This window comes from Pigmentiphaga sp. CHJ604 (genome assembly GCF_036972535.1).
Taxonomy (GTDB): Bacteria; Pseudomonadota; Gammaproteobacteria; order Burkholderiales; family Burkholderiaceae_B; genus Pigmentiphaga; species Pigmentiphaga daeguensis.
The window spans coordinates 1,074,601-1,090,312 of the sequence record NZ_CP136998.1 but is presented as its reverse complement, the minus strand read 5'-3'; the positions used below and the strand labels follow the sequence as shown (position 1 = coordinate 1,090,312).

Here is a 15,712-nt window from a genome sequence, read left to right as displayed (position 1 = left end):
GTCAGCCGCGCACCGCGGACCACGAAGCGGGCGAGGCGCCGGCACGCGTGCCCTGCATGGTGCCGCCGTTCACCTTGCCGCGATAGCGCACGCCGTTCACCGAGAACGAGATCTCGTCGCCGCGCAGGGTGGCGTCGTCGATGGGCCGGGCATCCAGGGTGCCGCTCAGCCGCTGGTATTGCTGGGCCAGCTTCAGTTCGCGGCCGTCGAGCTTCCAGGTGCCCTCGACCCTGGCCGGCACGATCCACAGCAGCGCCGAGCACCACGTCTGGCATTGCTCGGTGACCGTGGCCTGTTCGTCGGGCCGCCAGTCGCCCATGGGGAAGGTATTGGATACCACGCGGGTGCCGGGCTTGAGCTCCAGCAGCCTGGGCCGCAGCTTCTCGTTGATGGTGGGCAGCAGGAACAGCGTGATGACCGTGGCGCGGGAAAGATCGGTCTCGAACAGGTCGGCCTTCTCGAACGTGGCGACGCGGGACACGCCCGCGGCCTGCGCATTGCGGCGGGCCAGCTCCACCATGTCGGGGTTGTATTCGATGCCGTGGGCCTTGATGCCCCGCTGGGCCGCGGTGATCACCAGGCGCCCGTCGCCCGATCCCAGGTCGATCAGCGTGTCGCCGGGCGCTGCCTTGGCCATGTCTATCATCTTGTCGACCAGGCTCTGGGGGGTCGGCACCCACACCACGTCCTTGCCTTCCTGGCCGACGTCGGGAACATACGACGACCCCGGCTTTTCCGCCGCCTGGACACTGGCCAGGGCAGGCAGCGCGCAGGCGGCCAGGACGGCCATCCCCCGCGCGCACCGGCGCAACAACTTCGACTGCGACGAACTACCCAACAACGCGAGCATCATGGGGTTTCCCCTTTTCTGGTGAACGAGTGAGGCGGGACGTGGGTGCGTCGGATTCGATTGTGCCTGACTCGATGTCGCCGCGAAAGCGGGCCGGGCCTCCAGGGGATTCTCAACCTCTGGCCGTCCTCTGTCAGATCGCCCTGCTGGCGGTCTGCGGTTTGCCGCAGGCGGCGGCGCAATATCCCGATCGCCCCGTGCGCATCGTCACGCCCTTTCCGGTCGGCAGCGGGGTCGACGTGAACCTGCGCATGGTGACCGAACGCCTGTCCAGGGCCTGGGGCAAGCCCGTGCTGGTCGAGAACAAGCCTGGCGCCGCGGGTTTCATCGCCATCGAAGTGGTCAGGCGCGCGCCCGCCGACGGCTACACCCTGCTGCAACTGGATAGTGCGCAGATGGCCGCGCAGCCCTATCTGTTCAGCAAGCTTCCCTACGACCTGAAGCGTGACTTCACGCCGGTCACGACCTTGTTCCGCAACTATTTCTTCGTGGCGGTGCCCACGGACAGCCGCTACCGGAGCATGGGCGACCTGATCGCCGACGCCAAGGCGGCCCCGGGGGCCATCAACTACGGATCCTGGTTCGTGGGCAGCCCCGGACACCTGGGCGGCGCCATGCTCGACCAGGCGGCGGGCACGTCCATGACGCACATCGCGTACAAGGAAATGTCCCAGCTCTACACGGCCGTGGCCAGCAGCCAGGTTCCCTGGGCATTCGGCACCATAGGAAGCATGAACGCGCTCTACAAGGGGGGCAAGCTCAGGTTGCTGGCGGCCGCGGCGCCTTCGCGGGTGCAAGGGTTCGAGTCGGTCCCGACCATGGGCGAGGCCGGCGGGCCGCAAGGTTTCGAGCTCAGCGCCTGGGTGGGCATCCTGGCGCCTCGGGGCGTTCCGGACGCCGTCGCGGCCAGGATCCGCCGCGACATCGCCACGGCACTGCAGGACCCGGAACTGCGGGAACGCTACATGCAGCTGGCCTACGAGCCGCTGGCGATGACGCCCGAGCAGTTCCAGGCCCAGCTCGATGCCGATTCGCGCAGATACGGGCAGATCATCAAGCGCTTGAACATTTCCCTGGATTAGGACCGGGCCTGGGCCAGGATGCTGCGCAGCATGTCCACCAGTCTGAGCGCCGCCGGCGACAACGCGTGGCCGGGCAGCGTGACGATCGCCATGCTGCGCACCAGGGTGGGGCGGACGATACGCAGCTTCTGCACGCTCGGGCCCAGCGTGCGCGGCAGCGCGGTCGCCGGCAGGATGGCGGCGCCCAGGCCGGCCGTCGCCATGGATATCAGCGTCTGCGAATGCATGAACTGAAAACGCGTGGCCAGGTGCAGGCCCTGCGCGGCCATCGCTTCCTCGACGATGGCACGCAGCGCGGTGCCCTGTTCGAGCACCAGCAGGGGCATGGCCGCCAGGGCCTTGAGCGAGATGGTCTTGCGATCGCCGTCCAGCAGCGCGCGGGGCACCAGCGCGACCAGTTCGTCGGTCAGCAGGGGCTCGAAGCGGAACTCGGGTGAACCGGTCATCACGCTGATGCCGAAGTCCACTTCCCGCTTCCTGACGCTTTCGAACAGTGCCGCCGCGGTGACCTCGCGCACGAAGACCTGGATGCCGGGATACCTGCCCTGGAAGGCGGCCAGCACGTCGCCCAGGTAGGCGCCGGCGATGGTGGGCGCGCAGGCCAGCGCGATGCGCCCGCGCTGGACGTCGGCGGCCTCCTGGATCGCCTGCAATCCGCCCTCCACTTCTTGCAGGGCGCGGCGAACGCACTGGAGCAACTGCTCGCCTTCGCGCGTCAGGGTGACCTGGCGCGTGGTGCGATGGAACAGCGGCACGCCCAATTGCTCTTCCAGGCGGCGGATCTGGCCGCTGACCGCCGAACCCGAGCGGTGGGCGCGTCCGGCGGCCGTACGGAAACTCCGGCTCTCGCCGACCAGCATGAAGGTATGCAGCAGTTTCAGATTGACCGAGGAGATCGGATCACCGGGTCTGGCCATGGAAGCTCGCTGGTTTCGCGGACGAGGGATTGTACGGAAAATCTTCCTAATCCTAACAATAATCGCGATTGTCGTTCCACCGGACGATTCCTACACTGCACGGCATGGAAACCGCACGATGCCCCCGACCGGCGGGCACGATGCGGCCGGACCGCCCAGGTCCGCGCCCCCTGGAGACAAGCCATGAACCGTTCACGATCCGTCGGACTCCTGCTGTCCACGCTCGCCGCCGCCCTGCTCGCGGCCGCCCCGGCCGCCGGCCAGGGCGACTACCCCACCAAGCCCATCCGCATCATCGCGCCCTTCCCGCCCGGGAATTCGTCCGACGTCGCCGCGCGCTTCCTGGGCGAACAGCTGGCTGCGCGGCTCGGGCAGCCGGTGGTGGTCGAGAACAAGGTCGGCGCGTCCGGACAGGTGGGCGCGGCCTATGTGGCCAAGTCCGACCCCGACGGCTACACGCTGCTGATGACCTCCACCTCGGCCACCATCAGCCCGGCCATCTACAAGTCGATCCCGTTCGACATCCTGGGCGACTTCTCGCCCGTCGTCCGGGTCGCCGTCGCCCCCATGGTCCTGCTGGTCCGCGCCGACGCGCCGTACGCCAGCCTGGAGGACTTCGTGGCGCAGCTGCGCAGCCACCCCGACCGCTATACCTACGCCACCGCGGGCAGCGGGACGATCCAGCACCTGGCCATCGCCGCGTTCCTGTCCCGGCTGAAAACGGACGTGCTGGGCGTCCCCTACAAGGGCAGCCCCCAGGCGCTGACCGACCTCATCGGCGGCCAGGTGCAGTTCATGTTCGATGCCGTGCTGTCGGGCAAGCCGCACGTGGACTCGGGACGGCTCAAGCCGCTGGCCGTGGCCAGCCTGGCGCCCATCGCGCAGATGCCGGGCGTGCCGGCGGCCGCGCAGTCCGCCGTTCCGGAGCTCAAGGACTTCGAAATCGAAGGCTGGGTGGGCCTGCTGGCCCCCGGGGAACGCCGGCCGCGATCACCCGGCGCCTGAACCGCGAGATCGTGGCGGTCCTGACCTCGCCCGACATGCGCGAGCGGCTGGCCAAGGCCAACATCGCCGCCGCCCCGGCCAATACGCCGGAAGAGTTCTCGCAGTTCCTGCGCAAGGACGCCCAGCGCTGGAAGGACATCGTGGCCGCCGCCCGCATCCCCCAGGAATGACCATGGCCCAGGACACCGCCGATATCGCCGCGCTGTGCGCGCTGCTGCGGCAAGCCTCGGCCGCGGCCGCCCACGAAGCCATGGAGCGCGCGGGCCACCTGTCGCCCTCGCTGTCCGCCCTCGTGCCCGGCGTGCTGTGCGTGGGGCCGGCGCACACCGTGCGCGCGCCCGCCGGCTACGGCGACGAGATCGTGCGCGCGGCGGACGAAGCGCCGCCGGGCTCGGTCATCGTGATCGACGTCGGCCCCGCGCCGGACGCCTGCACCTGGGGCGGCACGGGAACGGCCGTCGCCCAGCGCCGCGGCGTCTCCGGCGTCGTCAGCAACGGGCGGGTCCGCGATCTTGCCGAGATACGCCGCGCGCGCTTCCCCGTATTCGCCCACGGCGCCGTGGCCACCGGCTGGTCGAGCGGGCGCCGGGGCGAGACGGGCGTGCCGGTGTCAGTGGGTGGACGGCTGGTCCATGCCGGCGACATCCTCTGCGCCGATGACGACGGCATCGTCGTCATTCCGCGCGCCGGTGCCGCCCGCTTCCTGGAACGGCTGCAGGCGCGGCTGGACTTCGAACGCGAGGCCGCCCGCATCGTGGACGCAGGTGGCCGCTACGCCGATGTCATGGCCCGCAAGGCCGCCCATACGGTACCGTCATGAACCGCATCGCAACCAGGATTCCGCAGACGGGCGCCGAGAAAATCCTCGCGCGCGCCAGCGGCAAGCCCTACGTCCGGCCCGGCGACATCGTTTCGCCCGAACCCGAACTGGTCATCATCCACGACGGCTACGTGGAGTCGGCCTACAACGAACTGTCGAGCCTGGGGTACCGCCGCATCGCCCGCCCCGAGCGCGTGATGTTCGTGACCGATCATGAGGTGGCCTACGCCAGCCCGGCCTCGGCCCTGCGCGCCCGCCGCATCCGCCAGATCGCCCGCGACTGGAACGTGGGCCGCTTCTACGACGCCGGCCGCGGCGGCCACGGGCACCTTTTCCCCATCGAGACGGGCCTGGTGCGCGCGGGCATGTTCCTGTCCTGCTACGACATGCACGCCACGAACTTCGGCGCGGTCGGCGCGGTCGCTTGCGCGCCCGGCCCGGAAATCGTCTCGGTACTGGCCACCGGCTCGGTCTGGGAACAAGTGCCCGCGACCGTGCGCGTGCGCCTGCAAGGCACCACCGGGCCGGCGCTGACCGCCCGCGACGTCGGTTTCCATGTCACGCGCCTCTTCGCCAGCGGCCGGCTGCCCGCGCACGACAACCGCGTGATCGAGTTCGCGGGCGACCATGCGGCCAGGCTGCCGCTGTCGGAACGCGTCGCCCTCTGCAACTCGCTGACCGAGATCGGCGTCGCCAATGTCTGGTTCACCCCGGCCGGCGATGGCGCCGTCCACGCCGGCGATGCCGACGCGCCGGTCGAGGCCGAGGTCGACATCGACCTGGCGGGCCTGGCGCCGCAGGTCGCCCTGCCCGGCGGCCCGCACCTGGGCACGGATGTCGGCGAAGTGGCCGGACGGCACGTGGACCACGCCTACATCGGGTCGTGCGGATCCGGCATGTACGAGGATTTCGCCGCGGCCGCGGCCCTGCTGCGCGGCCGCCGCATCGCCGGCCACGTGCGCATGTTCATCGTCCCGGGCACCGTCGAGACCTCGCTGCGCATGGCCCGCGACGGGCTCGCGGCGGTGTTCCAGGAAGCCGGGGCGATGCTGCTTCCCCCCGGATGCGGACCGTGCGCGGGCGGAGTGATGGGCCCCCTGGCCGATGGCGAGACCTCCATTTCCACGGCTGCGACCAATCATGCCGGCCGCTTCGGCGCGAAGTCCGCCCAGGCCTACCTGGGCAGTCCGCTGACGGTCGCGGCATCGGCCCTGGCCGGCTGCATCGCCGATCCGCGGGAGCTTGCGCCATGACCGCCACCATGCGATGCGTCGGGCGCTGCCACGTGTTCGGCGACGACATTCCCCTGGACGACGGCCTCATCCCCTTCGAGATGGCGATACGCCGCATCGACGATCCGCAGCGACTGCTGCCCGAGTTGCTCAGGATGGTGGATCCAGCCTTCCCCGACAGGGTGCGACCAGGGGACATCATCGTGGCCGGCACGAACTTCGGCTGCGGCAAGCCCCACTTCCAGGGTTTCATCGCGATGGCGGCCCTGGGCCTGTCGGTGCTGTGCGTATCGATGCCGTACAAGACGCTGCGCGGCGCGATCTCGAAAGGTGTCCCGGTCCTGGCCGGCCTGCCCGCCGGCGACGCGTTCGCGCGCACCGGCCATCGGCTGGACGTCGATTTCCGCACGGGCGCGGTCGTCAACCTGGACACGGGGCAACGCGTCGACGTCCCGCCCCTGTCCCCGCTGCTGGCGGACGTGGTCCGGCGCGGCGGCACTCGCGGCACGCTGGCCGCGTGGCTGGATACCCATCCCGGCATGCGCCTGCCGGTCGAGGCGCCGCGCGCATGATCAGACCGCCTGGCCGCAAGCCACGCCGGAGGCCCAGGCCCACTGGAAGTTGTAGCCTCCCAGCCAGCCGGTCACGTCCACCACTTCGCCGATGAAGTGCAGGCCGGGAACGGCCTTGGCTTCCATGGTCTGCTGGTCCAGGCCGCGCGTGTCGACGCCGCCGCGCATGACCTCGGCCTTCCGGTATCCCTCGGTGCCCGACGGGATCACGGTCCAGCGCTTCATGCCCTCGGCCACCTGCCGCAACGCCTTGTCGGGCAGGTCGGCGATGCGCTGTTCCCCCAGCCCGGGATGGGCGGCGGCCAGCCACTGCTCGGCCAGCCGGCGCGGCACCATGCCGGCCGCCACGTTGCCCAGGTGCTGGCGGCCGCCGGCCTTGGCGGCCAGCAGGTCGGCCACCAGGTCCACGTCGGGCGCGAGGTCGATGACGATGGCCTCGCCCGGCTGCCAATAGCTCGAAATCTGCAACACCGCCGGACCGGACAGGCCGCGATGGGTGAACAACAGGTCCTCGCGGAACGCGGCCGCGTGCCGGCCGGCGCCGGTGCGGATGTCGACCTCCAGCGCGACGCCGGCCAGGGGAACGAAGGGCTTCCATGACGCGGCATCGAAGGTCAGCGGCACCAGCGCCGGGCGGGGTTCGACGATCTTCAGGCCGAACTGCCGCGCGATCTTCAGGCCGAAATCCGAGGCGCCGATCTGCGCGACGGGCAGCCCGCCGGTCGCGATGACCAGGCGTCGGGCGTGGATGGCGCCGGACGAGGTGCCCAGCGCGAAGCCCGCCTCGCCCTGGTCCACCGATTCTACCGTGCACGGCATGCGCCATGCGACGCCGCCCGCGTCGCATTCGGCGCGCAGCATGCGGATGATGTCCTCGCTGGACTCGTCGCAGAACAACTGGCCCCGGTGCTTTTCGTGCCAGGCGATGCGGTGGCGCGCCACCAGCGCCAGGAAATCGCGCGGCGTGTAGCGCGACAGCGCCGAGCGGCAGAAGTGCGGGTTGGCGGAAATGAAGTTGGCGGGTCCGGCGTCGCGATTGGTGAAGTTGCACCGCCCGCCGCCCGAGATGCGGATCTTTTCGGCCAGCCGCCGGGCGTGGTCGATCAGCACCACGCGCCGGCCGCGCTGGCCGGCCACCGCCGCGCACATCATGCCGGCCGCGCCCGCGCCGATGACCGCGACATCGTACGTCGCGGCCGGCCGTAATGCGGACATCAGTCGTCCTTCACGCAGTCCACGTAGTGGCGGACTTCGCCGCCGGGCAGCACTTCCTCGACCAGGCCGTGGATGTCGGTACCGAACCCGGGGAACTGGGCGTTGAACTTGCGCGCGAACTGCAGGTACTTGACGATGGTCTGGTTGAAACGCTCGCCCGGGATCAGCAGCGGGATGCCCGGCGGATACGGCGTCAGCAGCACGCTGGTGATGCGGCCTTCGAGCTGGTCGACGTCGACACGCTCGATCTCGCGATGCGCCATCTTGGCGAAGGCGTCCGACGGCTTCATCGCCGGCACCATGTCGCTCAGGTACATCTCGGTGGTCAGGCGCGCGACGTCATGGGCCCGGTACATGTCGTGGATGCGCGTGCACAGGTCGCGCAGCCCCACCCGCTCGTATTGCGGATAGTCATGGCAGAACTCCGGCAGGATGCGCCACATCGGCTGGTTCTTGTCGTAGTCGTCCTTGAACTGCTGCAGCGCGGTCAGCAGGGTGTTCCAGCGGCCCTTGGTGATGCCGATGGTGAACATGATGAAGAACGAATACAGGCCGGTCTTCTCGACGATGACGCCGTGCTCGGCCAGGAACTTGGTCACGATGGACGCCGGAATGCCGGTCTGGCCGAACGTGCCCGACACGTCCAGCCCCGGCGTGACGATGGTCGCCTTGATGGGGTCGAGCATGTTGAAGCCCGGCGCCAGCTCGCCGAAACCATGCCACTCGGCGTTGGTGTCGAGCAGCCAGTCGTCGCGCTCGCCTATGCCGTCGGACACCAGGTCGTCCGGCCCCCAGACCTTGAACCACCAGTCGCTGGAGCCGAATTCGGCCTCTACCTTGCGCATGGCGCGGCGGAAGTCCAGCGCCTCGAGAATGCTCTCCTCGACCAGCGCCGTGCCGCCGGGCGGCTCCATCATCGCGGCGGCCACGTCGCACGAGGCGATGATCGCATACTGCGGCGAGGTCGACGTATGCATCAGGTAGGCTTCGTTGAAGATGTGCCGGTCCAGCTTGCGGCTCTCCGACTCCTGCACGATGATCTGCGAGGCCTGCGAGATGCCCGCCAGCAGCTTGTGCGTCGAGTGCGTGGCATACACCACGGCCTCGGCGCTGCGCGGACGGTCCTTGCCGATGGCATGCATGTCCTTGTAGAAGTCGTGGAATGCCGCATGCGGCAGCCAGGCCTCGTCGAAGTGCAGCGTATCGATGGAACTGCCCAGCAGCTCCTTGATCATCTCGACGTTGTAGACCACGCCGTCGTAGGTGCTCTGCGTGATGGTCAGGATGCGGGGCTTGCGGCCCGCGTTGTCCTTGGCGAAGGGGTTGGCGTCGATCTTCTTCTGGATGTTCTCGGGACGGAACTCCTCCAGCGGAATCGGCCCGATGATGCCCAGGTGGTTGCGCGTGGGCCGCAGGAACACCGGCACCGCGCCCGTCATGATGATGGCGTGCAGGATGGACTTGTGGCAGTTGCGGTCCACCACAACCACGTCGCCCGGCGCCACGTTGGCGTGCCAGACGATCTTGTTGGACGTGGACGTGCCGTTGGTCACGAAGAAGCAGTGGTCGGCGTTGAAGATGCGCGCCGCGTTGCGCTCGGAAGCCGCCACGGGGCCGGTGTGGTCCAGCAGTTGCCCCAGTTCGTCCACTGCGTTGCAGACGTCGGCGCGCAGCATGTTCTCGCCGAAGAACTGGTGGAACATCTGGCCCACCGGGCTCTTCAGGAACGCCACCCCGCCCGAGTGCCCCGGACAGTGCCAGGAATACGAACCGTCCTGGGCGTACTTGACCAGTTCACGGAAAAACGGCGGCGGCAGCGATTCGAGGTAGCTCTTGGCCTCGCGGATGATGTGGCGCGCCACGAACTCCGGCGTGTCCTCGAACATGTGGATGAACCCGTGCAGCTCGCGCAGGATGTCGTTCGGGATGTGCCGCGAGGTACGGGTCTCGCCGTACAGGTAGATGGGGATCTCGGCATTGCGGAAGCGCAGCTCGCCGATGAAGGCCCGCAGCTTGCTGACCGCATTGGCCACATCGTCGGGCATCCCTTCGCCGAACTCCTCATCGTCGATCGACAGGATGAATGCGCTGGCGCGGCTCTGCTGCTGCGCGAACGACGACAGGTCGCCGTAGCTGGTCACGCCCAGCACCTCCATGCCCTCGGCCTCGATGGCCGCGGCCAGCGCGCGTATGCCCAGCCCGGAAGCGTTCTCGGAACGGAAGTCTTCGTCGATGATGACGATGGGGAAACGGAATTTCATTGAGGTCCCCCCCTACGCGCTGACGCGCGCCCCCCAGGGGGCGGCACTGGCGGACTGGCAAAGCCAGATCCGCTGTGCCCTGGATGGGCACGTGGCGGCAGGGAAATCGGTTGAAAAACGGCCGGCCGCAAGCAAGTTACCTCGCACAGCGCCTCCGGGCGTAAAAATAAACAACGACTAGCGTAAAACAATTCAGTGTCGGTTTGAGGACCACCCCACGCACCCCACTGCCCCCAGACCCAGGATGCGGTGGATCCGGCTCCGCCGGTCCACCCGCATCGCCCCCTGGGGGGCGCGCGTCAGCGCGTAGGGGGGGGCTACGTCCGCGGCAACGTCACACCCTGCTGGCCCTGGTACTTGCCGCCGCGGTCCTTGTAGGACGTCTCGCAGACTTCGTCGCTTTCCAGGAACAGCATCTGCGCGCAGCCCTCGCCGGCGTAGATCTTGGCGGGCAGGGGCGTGGTGTTCGAGAACTCCAGCGTCACGTGGCCTTCCCACTCGGGTTCCAGGGGCGTGACGTTGACGATGATCCCGCAGCGCGCGTAGGTGCTCTTGCCCAGGCAGATGGTCAGCACGCTGCGCGGGATGCGGAAGTACTCGACCGTGCGGGCCAGGGCGAAGGAGTTGGGCGGGATGATGCAGACGTCGCCCTTGAAATCCACGAAGGATTTCTCGTCGAAGGCCTTGGGATCGACGATGGTCGAATTGATGTTGGTGAAGATCTTGAATTCGTCGGCGCAGCGCACGTCGTAGCCGTAGCTGCTCGTGCCGTAGCTGACGATGCGCTTGCCGTCGTGCGCCCGGACCTGGCCGGGCTCGAATGGCTCGATCATGCCTTCGGCCGCCACGCGGCGGATCCAGCGGTCGCTTTTGATACTCATGGACGGGGTCTCGTCAGGGGACGTCTACGTGAAAGGGGGAATTGTAGCTGGACTGGGGATACCCCCAATACCCCCCGCCGCCCCCCGCCCCGTTCGAATCAGTCCAGCCGGATGTCGAGCGCCTTGATCACCTGGCCGTACCGGCGGGAATCCTCGGCGATGGCCTTGGAAAGATCGTCCGGCGTCCCGCCCAGCCCCACCGTGCCCTGGCGCGCCAGCAGTTCCCGGGCCTGGGAAGACCGCATTGCCCGGGTGACCGCGCGGGCGATCTTCTCCCGCAGGGCCAGCGGGGTGCCGGCCGGAGCCATCAGCCCCGACCACGAGACCGCGTCGCCGAAGGAAAGCCCGGTGGCTTCCTTCAGCGTCGGCATCTCGGGCACCAGCGGCGAGCGTTGTTCGGCGACGACGCCCAGCGCCTTGACCCGCCCGCCGCGTATGAACGGCAGCGCCGCCGGCAATTGCGCGATCATCATGTCGATCTGGCCGCCCGCCACGTCCGCCAGCGCCGCCGACACGCTGTTGTAGGGCACGTGCAGCAGGCCGACGCCCGCGCGCCCGGCGAAGATCTCGGCCGCCAGGCAGGCCGCCACCGCGCAGGCGGCCGCCCGCAGGAGATTCGTCCGGGCAAGGGAAAAGCGTGAGGTCTTCATGGCATATCCTTGGAAACGATCGGATCCGGGCGCCGCGGGCGGCGCCCCAAGCTATTCGCAATCGGGACAGAACGAAGGCGGGCACATCATCCGGGCGGTACGCCGCAGCGGGTCCCAGTCCTGGACCTGGCCCCAGACCTTTTCGGCGAAGGCCTGGGCCTCGGCGCGCAGGCCGCCCAGGTCGACGTCGGGAATGCGGCCGTCGCGCATGCGGATCTCGCCGCCGGTGACGACCAGGTCCACGTCGTCGCCCACCCCGCACTCGACCAGGCTGCATATCGGATCCCAGATCGGCCCGTAGCGCAGCACGTCCTTGCGCCCCAGATTGATGGCGACGATGTCCGCCCTGGCGCCCGGCGCCAGCCGCCCCAGGTCCTCGCGGCCCAGCGACCGGGCGCCGCCCAGCGTGGCCGCCTCGAACACCTCCTGCGCGCTGGCCGCCGTCAGGTCATGGCTCATGACCTTGCCGTGATAGGAAGCCGTGCGCATGTTCATGATCATGTCGCGCGGATAGGTATCGCTGCCTATCGTCATGTTCACCCCGGCCTCGCGGTACGACTTCCACGAATCCAGCACGCGGGCCCGGCGCACGATGTTGATCGGGCAGTGGGACACCGAGACCCGGCTCTTCCCCATGCGCCTGAGATCGCTGCCGCCCGAGTAGTTCAGGCGCGGACTGTCGGAAATGAAGTTGGCGTGCCCGATGTTCAGCGCGGGGGTCAGCATCTCCACGCTGTCCAGCAGCTCGATGGGCGTCTTGCGGTGCTCGCGCACGGTCTCGTAGAACTCGATGACGTTGTAGCCCGCGTGCGTCGCCATCGGCACGCCCAGGTCGCGCGCGGCCGCCACCGTCCGGCGCAGGATGTCGACGCTGCAGTTCTCGACCTCGCGCGGCACCAGGATGCCGTGGACCAGGTCGCTCGGATCGCGCTCGACCCGTTCGATGAACGCCACCGCGTCGTTGAACAGATGCAGGCCGCCGTCGGGATAGGGCACGCGCGTCAGGTTGCCGTCGTCGTCCGAGGCCCAGCGGCCGCTGTCGTAGCCCGGTCCCAGGTAGCCCCGCACCCCCAGCGCCTCGCACTGCCTCCACAGCGCCTCCTGGACGATCACGTGCCCGCCCAGTTCGACGAAAGTCGTCACGCCGTTGCGCAGCAGTTCGCTGACCGTGAACGCCGCATGCAGGGCGATGCCGGGATCCACCTGCGCCTCTTCCTGGGTCAGGTAATTGGGATAGCCCTGTATGCGCGTGCCCGACCGGGCGATCGTGACGTCCATGTAGGGCTGGCCGAAGAGGTCCGCCCGGCCGTGGTCGGTCAGCAGTTTGTGCAGCGCGCGGTGACCCGAGTGCACGTGCGTGTCGATGAAGCCCGGCGACAACAGGCAGCCCGGCGCCTCGATGACGCGGTCCGCCTCGCCCCGGTAATCGTCCCCCGCGTAGACGATACGGTCCCCGTCGTAGACCACGCAGGCCTGCCGGTAGAGCACATGCCCGCCGTTCTCGTATCCCACCACCCAGTCGCCGTTGATCCTGGTTTTCATGCTGGTCTTTTTCCCTCGTTCTGCGAATATTGATCCTGCGATGCACTGCCCGAGACAGGTTCTCAGCATGCTGAGCAATTGCCGGGACTGTCAACGCGGCGGAGCCGGTCGAAAGGGACCCGCAACCCGGCTCGCAGGTACCGCGGAACGGATACAGGCACCATCCGGGAATGCGTGAAATCGACGAAGAACGAGCCCGATGCGGGCAGAAGCGGGACGGACGGCGCACGGCCCCATAGCGAGGATCTGGCCGGACCGCGCTCTCCCGCCAGGAATGGCTATCTCGATTCCGTTATGGAATATTTGATTATCACGGCCGCCCACCGGCCCCGACGAAGCCCGGACCCATGGATATCAAGCACGTCGACCTGCACCTCCTGATGATCTTCGACGCGGTGCTGGCCGAAGGCAACGTGACCCGCGCCGCGGATCGCATCGACATCAGCCAGTCCGCCGTCAGCAAGGGGCTGGCGCAGCTGCGCGAGATCTTCCGCGACCCGCTGTTCCTGCGGAACGGGCGCGGCGTCGTCCCCACCCACAAGGCCATGGAGATGGCCACCGGCGTGCGCCACGCCATCCTCGCCCTGAACGGACTGGCCTCGCCGTCCGAGCCCTTCGCGCCGCACGCCGCCCGCATGCACTTCAACATCGCGGCCACGGACTACGTCACCTTTACCCTGCTGCCCGCGCTCATGCGGCGCCTGGCCTCGGAGGCCCCTTCGGTGTCGGTGGCCATCCACCCCATCGAGCCCCTGATGCCCGAGGAATTGCTGCTGCTGGGCAAGGTGGACCTGGTACTGTCGCCGGTGGCCACCGCCACCTATCCCATCTACCGGCAGGAATTGTTCAGGGACGACTACGTCTGCCTGCACCGTATCGGCCACCCGCTGGATGGCCAGACGCTCGGCCCCCGCCAGTTCGCCTCGGCGCGGCACGTCGCCATGCCGCGCCAGAACGGCGCGCGCGAGCGCGTGCTGCAGGATGCGATGCAACAGCACGGCATCTCGCGCGACGTCGCCGCCCAGGTTCCCCACATGCTCGCCATCGCCCCCACGCTGGCCTGCACCGACCTGATCGCCACCGTCACCCGCCGCATCGCCCTGGCCTTCTGCGGTCTCTATCCGCTGCGCATGGTGCCCCATCCGCTGCCGCTGGGCGAGTTCGTCGTCTCGCAGCTCTGGCACGAACGGACCCATCCCAGCCAGTCCCAGCGCTGGCTGCGGGGAATTGATCTTCGAGGTCTGCCGGGAGTTGTGATGTAAGGCGCTAGCCGGCGGCGGGCGCCGCCAGCCCCGCTGCCAGGAAATCCAGCAGGCGCGACAGGGTCAGGTCGACGCTGGCGGCGGACACCGGCGTGGCGCGCACGTCCGGCATCAGCCGGGCGACGCGGCCGTTGTCGGCGCGGATGTACATCATGCTGCCGAACACGCATTGCAGCCGCAGGTAGAGCTCATCCCGCGTCAAGTGGGGACAGGCGCGGGCCAGGATGTCGACGAACAGCCGGCCGACGTCGTCGTGGACGCCGAACACGATGTTCTTGACCGCCGGATCGGGCTCGACCGAGCAGATGGCCGACAGCCGGTTGAAGCGGGCGCCCTCCTCGGTCTGCCCCACGCGCATGCCCGGTCCGATGAAGGCCTCGAGCACGGCGCGCACCTCGGGCCGCGCCTGCGGGTCGGCGGGCACGCAGGCCTGCAGCAGCGCGTGCCGCTCGTCGTTCATCCGGCCCACGCGCGCCTCGAAGATCGCCCGCAGCAATCCTTCCTTGGTCCGGAAGTAGTAGTGCACGGCGGCCATGTTGACGCCGGCGGTGGCGGTGATCGTGCGCAGCGATACGCCGTTGTAGCCGTGCTCGGCGAACAGCCGCTCGGCCACGTCGACGATGCGGTCGCGGGTAGAGGCGGATTCGGCGGGATCGGCGGCGGGGCTGGGCATGGAGTCGTCCGGAAAGCGATAGGGAGCCTATGTTACCCGCAAAGCCTGGATTTTTGTTTCAGTCGATTGATTGAATCATTCGTTTGACCGAATGGCTGGGAATTCCTATGATGGACCCTGACGCGCCATCCGGCGCCCGCATGAGGAACCCCATGAACGGAAAGATCCGCCGTGTCGTGACCGGCCATGACGAGCAGGGCCGCGCCGTCGTGCTGGAGGACGGCTATGCGCCCAACGTCCGCCACGATGCCAGCCGCCCCGGCTACTACCTGACCCAGCTGTGGCTGACGCCCACGGCCCCCGCGCCCATCGACAATGGCGCCGACCCCACCCTGGGGCCGGTGTCGCTGGCCCCGCCGAAACTGGGCACGGTGGTGCGCATCATCGAATTCCCGCCCGCCGGCCTGGAACTGCGCGACGTGGATGCCGATGCCGCCAAACAGGCGTTCTCGATGTTCGGCGGCCAGCATGCGCTGACCGCCCAGGGCGGCGGCAAGCAGCGCCACCCCTTCATGCATCGCACCGAAACCATCGATTACGCCATCGTGCTGTCGGGCGAGATCACCATGCTGCTGGATGAATCCGAGGTCACGCTCGGCGCCGGCGAAGTCCTGATCCAGCGCGGCACCAATCACGCCTGGACCAACCGCACGAACGAGCCGGCCCGCGTGCTGTTCGTCCTGGTCGACGGCAAGTTCGATCCGGCCCTGCCCGTGCAGCAGTAACCCCCACTCCAAGAGGAGACCAAGC

16 protein-coding genes are annotated in these 15,712 nt (G+C 68.6%); 8 read left to right on the top strand and 8 right to left on the bottom strand.

Translation table 11 applies throughout. From position 1 onward, the window contains the following. Position 1 precedes the first annotated feature (1 nt). Positions 2-853 (bottom strand): class I SAM-dependent methyltransferase, encoded by an 852-nt coding sequence (locus R4823_RS05325; RefSeq protein WP_243724366.1) that lies wholly within the window; start codon positions 851-853, stop codon positions 2-4. A gap of 194 nt (positions 854-1,047) precedes the next feature. Here R4823_RS05325 and R4823_RS05320 point away from each other — a divergent pair, with 194 nt between their 5' ends. Further along, positions 1,048-1,932: a tripartite tricarboxylate transporter substrate binding protein gene (locus tag R4823_RS05320; RefSeq protein ID WP_338617787.1), complete on the top strand. Its 885-nt coding sequence runs from the start codon at positions 1,048-1,050 to the stop codon at positions 1,930-1,932. On the opposite strand, the gene R4823_RS05315 is transcribed toward R4823_RS05320, so the two are convergent. Beyond that, complete coding sequence (locus tag R4823_RS05315; RefSeq protein ID WP_132978942.1) at positions 1,929-2,849, bottom strand: LysR family transcriptional regulator; 921 nt, start codon at positions 2,847-2,849, stop codon at positions 1,929-1,931. The genes R4823_RS05320 and R4823_RS05315 overlap by 4 nt on opposite strands. A 183-nt stretch (positions 2,850-3,032) precedes the next feature. Here R4823_RS05315 and R4823_RS05310 point away from each other — a divergent pair, with 183 nt between their 5' ends. The 5 genes from R4823_RS05310 to R4823_RS05290 are packed head-to-tail and all read left to right on the top strand — an operon-like array spanning position 3,033 to position 6,478. Next, positions 3,033-3,854: a tripartite tricarboxylate transporter substrate-binding protein gene (locus R4823_RS05310; protein ID WP_165963004.1), complete on the top strand. Its 822-nt coding sequence runs from the start codon at positions 3,033-3,035 to the stop codon at positions 3,852-3,854. Continuing rightward, a complete protein-coding gene (locus R4823_RS05305; RefSeq protein WP_132979146.1) occupies positions 3,800-4,024 on the top strand; it encodes a tripartite tricarboxylate transporter substrate-binding protein in 225 nt (74 codons plus the stop codon). The genes R4823_RS05310 and R4823_RS05305 overlap by 55 nt, the downstream gene beginning before the upstream one ends. Positions 4,025-4,026: 2 nt before the next feature. Beyond that, positions 4,027-4,674, top strand: a complete 648-nt coding sequence (locus tag R4823_RS05300; RefSeq protein ID WP_165963005.1) for an RraA family protein — start codon at positions 4,027-4,029, stop codon at positions 4,672-4,674. Further along, positions 4,671-5,927, top strand: a complete 1,257-nt coding sequence (locus R4823_RS05295; RefSeq protein WP_087837213.1) for an aconitase family protein — start codon at positions 4,671-4,673, stop codon at positions 5,925-5,927. The genes R4823_RS05300 and R4823_RS05295 overlap by 4 nt, the downstream gene beginning before the upstream one ends. Beyond that, positions 5,924-6,478, top strand: a complete 555-nt coding sequence (locus R4823_RS05290; protein ID WP_132978944.1) for a 3-isopropylmalate dehydratase — start codon at positions 5,924-5,926, stop codon at positions 6,476-6,478. The genes R4823_RS05295 and R4823_RS05290 overlap by 4 nt, the downstream gene beginning before the upstream one ends. On the opposite strand, the gene R4823_RS05285 is transcribed toward R4823_RS05290, so the two are convergent. The 5 genes from R4823_RS05285 to R4823_RS05265 form a co-directional block, all read right to left on the bottom strand. Next, positions 6,479-7,693 carry an NAD(P)/FAD-dependent oxidoreductase gene (locus R4823_RS05285; protein WP_338617784.1) on the bottom strand — a complete coding sequence of 405 codons (1,215 nt, stop codon included), beginning with the start codon at positions 7,691-7,693 and terminating at the stop codon, positions 6,479-6,481. Continuing rightward, entirely contained in the window at positions 7,693-9,954 is a 2,262-nt protein-coding gene (locus R4823_RS05280; protein ID WP_087837216.1) for an arginine/lysine/ornithine decarboxylase, read from the bottom strand. Before R4823_RS05280 ends, R4823_RS05285 begins: the two co-directional genes overlap by 1 nt. 317 nt (positions 9,955-10,271) lie before the next feature. Continuing rightward, entirely contained in the window at positions 10,272-10,835 is a 564-nt protein-coding gene (gene dcd / locus R4823_RS05275; protein ID WP_087837217.1) for a dCTP deaminase, read from the bottom strand. Between the two features lie 98 nt (positions 10,836-10,933). Then, positions 10,934-11,485 (bottom strand): tripartite tricarboxylate transporter substrate-binding protein, encoded by a 552-nt coding sequence (locus R4823_RS05270; protein WP_087837218.1) that lies wholly within the window; start codon positions 11,483-11,485, stop codon positions 10,934-10,936. 51 nt (positions 11,486-11,536) lie between these two features. Further along, positions 11,537-13,027: a chlorohydrolase family protein gene (locus tag R4823_RS05265; RefSeq protein ID WP_338617781.1), complete on the bottom strand. Its 1,491-nt coding sequence runs from the start codon at positions 13,025-13,027 to the stop codon at positions 11,537-11,539. A gap of 347 nt (positions 13,028-13,374) precedes the next feature. On the opposite strand from R4823_RS05265, the gene R4823_RS05260 reads away from it, so the two are divergent. Further along, a complete protein-coding gene (locus tag R4823_RS05260) occupies positions 13,375-14,289 on the top strand; it encodes a LysR family transcriptional regulator (RefSeq protein ID WP_338617779.1) in 915 nt (304 codons plus the stop codon). A gap of 4 nt (positions 14,290-14,293) precedes the next feature. On the opposite strand, the gene R4823_RS05255 is transcribed toward R4823_RS05260, so the two are convergent. Further along, positions 14,294-14,962 (bottom strand): TetR/AcrR family transcriptional regulator, encoded by a 669-nt coding sequence (locus R4823_RS05255; RefSeq protein WP_087837221.1) that lies wholly within the window; start codon positions 14,960-14,962, stop codon positions 14,294-14,296. A gap of 152 nt (positions 14,963-15,114) precedes the next feature. Here R4823_RS05255 and R4823_RS05250 point away from each other — a divergent pair, with 152 nt between their 5' ends. Beyond that, positions 15,115-15,687, top strand: a complete 573-nt coding sequence (locus R4823_RS05250) for a cupin domain-containing protein (RefSeq protein ID WP_087837222.1) — start codon at positions 15,115-15,117, stop codon at positions 15,685-15,687. Positions 15,688-15,712 lie beyond the last annotated feature (25 nt).